This is a genomic window from Okeania sp. (genome assembly GCF_983059655.1).
The window spans coordinates 1-2,270 of sequence record NZ_CEZPJD010001047.1 but is presented as its reverse complement, the minus strand read 5'-3'; the positions used below and the strand labels follow the sequence as shown (position 1 = coordinate 2,270).

Here is a 2,270-nt window from a genome sequence, read left to right as displayed (position 1 = left end):
ATTATCAATTATCCATTAATGAAGCACCTTGAAAAGCTGATAGCTGACTGCTGAGTGCTGAGTGCTATTTCAATTACTAGCTTTCTGAATTGAAGGACTTGATTGAGCTAAATATAATCCCAATAATACGATAGAAAATCCTAGCCAACTAATGATAGTAAGTTGTTCTGAAAATAATCCCCAAGCAATTAAAGCAGTAATTACAGGTTCTAATAAAAAGCACAAAGCAACAAAACCAGAAGAAAAAGTTTTGAGACTATAAGTAACTAACCCATGACCTAAAACTTGGGCAATTACTGCCAAACCAATAATAGATAACCATCCCTCCCAAGAAAAAGGCAAAATACGATCTTCCGTGAACAAAGCAATAGGAAGAGTAAATAAACTACCACTTATACAAGTCCAAAATAAGATGGTTTTCGCTGAAAATTTGGAGCGAAGTTTTTCAATTAATAAGTAATAAGCACCAAATAAAATTGCAGATGCAAATGCTGCTAAGTCACCAGCAAAATGTTCTAAATCTACTTGTATATCATCTGCTCCAATAGTAATTGCTCCTACTACAGCTATTCCCATTCCTATTAAAAATCTACGGTCAAAACGAAGACTTAAAAATATCCATCCTCCCAGAGCGGTAAAAATAGGAATCATATTATGAAGTATAGTTGAGTTCGCTACATTAGTTTGGGTTAAAGACCATGCCCAAAGAAGTAAACTAGGAGCAAAAATAAAACCACCAGCTAATAACCAAATCCACTCACTCAATGTATAAGTTGGATATTGTTCATTTTTATTAGTTGATGATTGATTTTTTTGAGCTTGGAAATTACTCCAAAACCAAAAGATAAAACCAGAGATAATAAAACGGTCTAATATTGTACTAGCAGGTCCTAATTCTCGCTCACTTAATCGAATAAAAATTGCTGCCAAGGATACAGCTAATAATCCTACTAATAATGCTATTAAAGATAAAAATGTGGATTTTTGTGCTGAATTTTGGGGTAGTAATTGTAATTGACTTGTCATGTTAAATTTACCTTTAAGTTTTGTATAAGCCAGAAAAAATTTGCATGTCTGTAGAGAAACTAAAGAGGTTTTATTTCTTTAGTCATTTGAAATATTTAGGGTTTGCTGAATAAAGTATGAGTGCTAGGGGTAGGAGTCAGGAGTCAACCCACTTCCTAACATCTCCCAGGAGAGGAAGTCAGGAGAAACAGGGAATTATTAAGGAGGTATTCGGAAAAGTTGTCCCTTAATTTTTCTGCCATAATCGTCCCGAAACAATAGCTTTATGCAGCTCTTTCCACCGAAAAGCTGATACTTTTTTAGACAAAAAAATGCTTACAACCAATATCAGTCAATGCTTTGATATTTAATCAGCAAACTCTAATTTAGGGATGAAAATAAAATAGGACTTAGAAGTATGCGATCCACCCTATGAGTTTAAAATTGCTTTGCTCTGCAATACTGACAGGCTCGAAATTACAGAAAAATTTTCTTTTGCATAAGCATTCTTGATACAACCTATAACTAGATATTTTTTTTGATCGATTAATTTAAAAAAACGATTTCCATAGCAAGGAATGTGAAAAAAATCAAAAAAAAAATTACTAATTTATTTAAGGCTTACTCATGGTTAGAATCTATCGGCAAAAAATTACTGTGACAATTCTAAATAAATTATAAATATATAAGTAATTATACAGCATAATTTCAAAAAAAATCATTTTTTTGATGATGAAGGATAAAATTTGAAAATTTAACAAAGAAGAAGAAAGAAGGACTTAAGTTGGAAGGAAGAAAAAGGAAAAAGTGGTTGGGGTTTGAGTCCACATCTAATTGTAAATACCTTGTAGAAGATGAGGTATTAAACCGAAAAAAAAAGAAAATGATAATCAAACAAAGATTTATGTATTTTTGCAAAAATCAATCAAATATTACTAAAGATAGTGTAGGGCTAATACTTTTTATACCAAACTCAAAAAAGGTAGTTACATCTTAAATTTGTGATTTATTTCTACAATAAAAAAATCTAAATTAACATAAATTATAAAAATTTAAACTTTAAGTGGTGGTTATGTGTAAGTTTTGTGAATAAAGCAAATATTCGTTTAATTTCTACTACATTCTCAAACAGAGATTCGTACTCTGAAGCTTTGATAAAGTTGTTTTTTTCTCCTTTAAAGGTAATAAAGCTGATAGTTGACAGCTGTTTGCGCAGCATTCCGCAGGAAATGCTTACATTAGTATTCCCTCTCTTGGTCAGCATT

General features: G+C 31.3%; 2 protein-coding genes. One reads left to right on the top strand and one right to left on the bottom strand.

Annotated features, from left to right (window positions below):
* Positions 1 to 69 precede the first annotated feature (69 nt).
* Entirely contained in the window at positions 70 to 1,026 is a 957-nt protein-coding gene (locus tag AC3DU7_RS31620) for a DMT family transporter (protein ID WP_488043188.1), read from the bottom strand.
* A gap of 1,064 nt (positions 1,027 to 2,090) precedes the next feature.
* On the opposite strand from AC3DU7_RS31620, the gene AC3DU7_RS31615 reads away from it, so the two are divergent.
* On the top strand, positions 2,091 to 2,270 hold a 180-nt coding region (locus tag AC3DU7_RS31615; protein ID WP_488043187.1), incomplete at its 3' end, for a hypothetical protein.

What these genes read in the sequence shown, in the direction of transcription:
- AC3DU7_RS31620 (WP_488043188.1), bottom strand. Translation starts at nt 1,026, where the DNA reads ATGACAAGTCAATTACAATTACTACCCCAAAATTCAGCACAAAAATCC.